Below are 4983 nucleotides of genomic sequence, written 5' to 3' on the forward strand. Positions count from 1 at the left end.
GAGGCCATGGCCAAGGCTCCGTGGAGTAATTTATGTTCCAGCCCCGAAAGACCGCTACGATAGGCCTGGCCGATCTCTGAGGCTCCTGCGGCGGAGATCTGAAGAACACCTTGGCGGGCAAGGGTTTTTACAGGATTTTCCTGATACACCAAGCTATGGGCTGCCGTCGTCTTAATCAGGTTCCCGGCGCTGCCCAGGTCCCCCACACCCAAGCTTAGCCCTTGAACCGCAAGGCTTTTCCCCGCTGCCTTGAGCATATCCGAGAGCTGGAGGGATTCGTGGTTGGCCAGAGACTCAAGACCTCCCTTTTGGATGAAGGCCTGAGCGGACGCTGCAAGCACGCCAGAGGCAAGACCTCCGCTGGCCCCTGCCAGAGCTGCAACGCCCACCCCCAGAGCAGCCTTGAAGGCAGGCTTAAAAATGGTACGAGGTCTCTGGGATTCCTCAATAATAGAGGGCACGACCGTGCGGTGGATTTCCGTGAACTCGGGGCGAGGCAGGATTTCCATACCCGAGGGACGCTGGCCCGTTGTAGAGGTGACCTCCAGATGCGGCGTATCCACACTAAGCCTCCCTTGCACCGAGCAGTCCACAAAGTCCACCCCCTGGCCTTGGCTGGCTTGAGTTTTTTGGAGAATCTTGCTGTCTCGGGTCACCGAAACTTTCTCAAATCCATCCTGCCGCAGAGCGGGGGTCAGAAGGAGCTTCTCGCGAGCCTCAATGCGCACCTCCCCCACAAACTGGGTTCCCTGGAAGGCCCCCTGCTGCAGCGAAAGGTGGAGCCCGAGAGTAAGCAACAGTTTACCGATGCCCAATGCTAATAACCTCCTTTGGAAGAAGGAGCAGCTGGCCCCGGACGTATTCAGTGTAGGCGATATCTTCTTTATAAGATTCCACTGAACGTAGTGTACTTTGTAACGGATCATTATTAAGGATTTTCTTCTTTTTTTCTTCAAGGGATTGCTTATACCTCTCAATCTTTTCATCCAACAAACTCAACACCAGATCCCGCTTCCCCAAGGGTAAAGCATTTACTACGGGAAGATCAGGAAATTTATCTGGCTTAATTTCATAAAAGGTATGGTAAATCATATTAAAAATGAAATAACTAGCTGCCCAGCGGGCCCCGGGATGCAGAAGATGCAGAGAGCGCATGAGCCAATTCATATAAGTGGGGCCAAAATGATAGCTCGCAACGCGTTTTAACATCATTTCCGTCCATATATCTTCCATTTCCCAATGATCTACTTCTTTACCAGAAGGAAGAAAATACCGCATCACCTGGGGAATAAAAGAGGGATCTTTCAAATAACGTAGGGCTTCAAAAAGATAAAAAAAGCACCAGGACGCTTTTTGTCCCTCAAGGCTAAGAAGCTCTTGCAAATAATCCCGATCTCGCTCTTCTCTATCCCACAATTCAAAATAATGGGATAGGGCTGTCAACAGCCCTTCTTTTGTAGCAAATTTTTTGATGGCTTCTTGCCAATGTTTTTGTCCTAAATTCATTTCTTCATCTTCGTAAATTTCATCTAGAACGTCTTGCAAACAGGTATAATTTTTCACGTTTTCCTCCTTAAGGTTTTAAAATGCGCTGGTGCATTTGTTCTGCAAAATGCTGCTCATTTAAGCGCACTGCCTGGATTAATGCGGCGTTTAGATCGTGTTGCACCTCTTTACGTAGCACAGGGTCTGCAATACGGTTCGTACAATTTCGAAGATCCCGAATGGTCCAAAATAAAGACTGGCGAAGATTGTCAAACTTCAGGTGATTAGCGGTGTGAAGATTTCCTTTTTGATGCCATATTTCTGGAATAATAATACTGACGCCAGCATCTGGATGAATATTAAAAGCAATAAAGCGCCGATTGTTGGCATGAGTTCCCGTATGATGGCGAGCGGTAAAATCTTCCATCACAGATTTAAATTCTATATTGCGGTTTTCCATTATTTTTTCTATGTCACCATGTTGCCCCACCACGAATTTTGCATTTCTATAGTGCGTAAAGTACTGAGTTATCGCCGCTTGTTCCTCAGCACTTACGGGTTTATTGAGCAGTCCCCCTTCCCCGCCAGCCCCCTGGGGAAGCCGATGGACAGGCTTAGGCCCCGTCAACGCCTTGGTGGTACGCTTGAAATCCCCCACTTTTTCCAGGCCTTTGCCCAAGGCTTTTCCCACCTGGCGGCCCAGGATTTCCTGAGCTAAAACCGCTCCAGCCCCCGCCATACCTTCCTTTTTGTAGGCGTTCTTCAAAGCGCCCGCGGTTTCCCCAGCCTGCACCACCGCTTTGGCCAGCTTCATCCCCGGAAGGACCTTGATGCCCGTCTTGACCAGAGTCTCCAGCGCCTCAGAATTTTTTCCTTCCTGGAGATCTTCCGAAATCTCTAGAGCGCCGTCCCACACCTCCAGTCCCGTAAGCAGTGCCATCACCGCCGGCACAATCCACTGAACGAAGTTATTTTCCAAAGCGTTGGCGCTGGCAAAATCGCAAGCTTGGATCACGGCGGCATCTTGTCCTGCAAGGGTTAAACTTGCCGCCGTCAGCACTCTCAGCGAAGCAGAAGTGGTTTCCGCCAAGCCGCGAATGGCTTCATCACAGCGCTGAAAATACCCTTCTTCCTCCTCCCCCAGCTCCCGGGTAGGCAATTGTTCTCGGATAATGCCCGTGCAGCCCTCTGCCATGGATTCCGCCGCCATGGTGGCGCCTGCCGCCAGAAGAGCCTGATTCCAGTCTCCAGTACCGCTTTCCAGAGCCTGGAGAGACACCGTGGAGGCCATGGCCAAGGCTCCGTGGAGTAATTTATGTTCCAGCCCCGAAAGACCGCTACGATAGGCCTGGCCGATCTCTGAGGCTCCTGCGGCAGAGATCTGAAAAACACCTTGGCGGGCAAGGGTTTCCAGAGGATTGCCTCCGTAGATGGCGCTATGGGCTGCCGTCGTCTTAACCAAGTTCCCGGCGATTCCCAGGTCCCCAATCCCTAAGCTTAGCCCTTGAACCGCAAGGCTTTTCCCCGCTGCCTTGAGCATATCCGAGAGCTGGAGGGATTCGTGATTGGCCAGAGACTCCAGACCTCCCTTCTGGATGAAGGCCTGAGCGGACGCTGCAAGCACGCCAGAGGCAATCTCTCCGCTGGCCCCTGCCAGAGCTGCAACGCCCACCCCCAGAGCGGCCTTAAAGGCAGGCTTAAAGGTAGTACGAGGTCTCTGGGATTCTTCAGTAATAGAGGGCACGACCGTGCGGTGGATCTCGGTAAATTCTGGGCGAGGGACGATTTCCATACCCGAGGGACGCTGGCCCGTCTTAGAAACGACCTCCAGGTGCGGCGTATCCACCGCCAAATGACCCTGAACAGAACAGTCCAGGTAGTCCACCCCTTGGCCTTGGTGAGCCTGGGTTTTTTGGAGAATCTTGCTGTCTCGGGTCACCGAAACTTTCTCAAATCCATCCTGCCGCAGGGCGGGGGTCAGAAGGAGCTTCTCGCGAGCCTCAATGCTCACCTCCCCCTTAAACTGGGTTCCCTGGAAGCCCCCCTGCTGCAGCGAAAGGTGGAGCCCCTCCAGAGGAGTCATGGCAGTGCTGGCCTGGCTGAGATCCGTGAAGGGCTCAACGCGCACCCCCTCAATAAGGGAGGGATAAAACACCGAACTGGAGCCCATATCCTCCTTCTTGTCTACCCAAAAGAAAAAGCGCATCCAAAAGAGTTTAGCCATCATGGCCATGGAGTTTTAGGAATTCTTGTCGGAAAAAAGCTTTTTTATCGATAGGTTCGTCTTCATACACTACAGAAGCAATGGGATACGAAATTCGGCGAAGCGCAGCGCTTACGGCGTCTTGTCCACTTTCCTCCTGGAGTTCATTCAAAGCTTTTTCAACGGAATAATCAAAAATTTGCATGAGGGATTCCTTTTGCGCTAAATATAAATTACCAATTAGAGGGTGAGTATCAGAAAACTTTCCTAAATCATCCAAAATCATTTGATAAAAAAAACTTTCTGCATTGGCCATGGCTCGGGGCAAAAGTTCATGAATACACCCCAACAGCACGGGAATGTAGTCCTCCCCAAAATAATCTGAATCGGTAATGCCATTACAGAGTTGCTCACTGGAATAGTCCTCCATAAAGACTGAATCCTCTTTATCGTCATCATCTGAGGGAACATACTTCAGCAATCGGGGGATTACGGAAGGATCTCCGTGATTGAAAATTGCTTGTGTAATAAAATCAAACAAGGATTCGCACTGTTGAATATGTTCTATGTCTTCTTCTTTATCCGTACAATATATTTTTGGAAGACTTCCCCACTCTTGGTATAGGTCTTCCAGGTCCTCCAATAAGTCTTCATTTTTAAAGGCTTCCAGAGCTTCTAATAGTTCTGGATCACTCCCCTTACCAAGAGGTGATCGTGCACGAATTTCATTATAAATTTGTTGTCTCGTCATTTGTATCTCCATTTTCTAGGGTTTGGGAGGGATTTTTCCAGAAAATCTTTCCGGGTTGTCCGCCTTAATTTTTTTTAGTGCTTCTAAACATGCTTCATTGGTCTTCATGCGATCACACCCCGCATCCAGCAATCCTTGGCGAGTATCTTGCACCCCTTGTAGCAGAGATTCTCTTGGATTCTGTGGCTTAAGTGTCTCATTTCTTTTGTGCATGACCTTACGATTTTGTGCTTGATGTAATTTTAGCGGTAAAGGAATCACCGCGTTATTTTTGTACTGCTTTCCAGTAACTTTAGAAATTTCTCGAGACTGAGCCACGGGCCATACATGGTGCTGTTCATGCTTTAGTCCGGTTTCTTGAGTTCTGTTATCAACAACTTCTTTCATTTTATCGCCTTTATAGGTTCCCACCGGCACAGGATTGTCTTTGTAACGTTCGAAATACGCCCGGGATTCCGCCGGGGTCATATCCTGAGTCCCCGCTTTCTTTTCCTGGCGCTGTTTTCCCGTGGCCTTTAGACCCGAAGCATTGCCGCCCTCTTTT

At 49.8% G+C, this 4983-nt stretch carries 5 protein-coding genes; all 5 read right to left on the reverse strand.

Annotation, left to right across the window (positions count from 1 at the left end; genetic code table 11):
- The coding region (locus HCUR_RS08330; RefSeq protein ID WP_165780663.1) for a hypothetical protein at positions 1 to 815 on the reverse strand (815 nt) is incomplete at its 3' end.
- Positions 802 to 1563, reverse strand: coding sequence for a hypothetical protein (locus HCUR_RS02390; protein WP_104206574.1), 762 nt, complete (start codon positions 1561 to 1563; stop codon positions 802 to 804). The genes HCUR_RS08330 and HCUR_RS02390, both read right to left, overlap by 14 nt.
- 10 nt (positions 1564 to 1573) lie before the next feature.
- Positions 1574 to 3712: a hypothetical protein gene (locus tag HCUR_RS09525; RefSeq protein WP_243397255.1), complete on the reverse strand. Its 2139-nt coding sequence runs from the start codon at positions 3710 to 3712 to the stop codon at positions 1574 to 1576.
- The gene (locus tag HCUR_RS02400) at positions 3702 to 4439 is read right to left on the reverse strand and encodes a hypothetical protein (RefSeq protein ID WP_104206575.1); all 738 of its coding nucleotides are present in this window, start codon (positions 4437 to 4439) and stop codon (positions 3702 to 3704) included. The genes HCUR_RS09525 and HCUR_RS02400 overlap by 11 nt, the downstream gene beginning before the upstream one ends.
- 15 nt (positions 4440 to 4454) lie before the next feature.
- A partial coding sequence (locus HCUR_RS09530; protein ID WP_243397256.1) for a hypothetical protein occupies positions 4455 to 4983 on the reverse strand: 529 nt, incomplete at its 5' end.

This window comes from Holospora curviuscula, assembly GCF_002930195.1.
GTDB lineage: Bacteria > Pseudomonadota > Alphaproteobacteria > Holosporales > Holosporaceae > Holospora > Holospora curviuscula.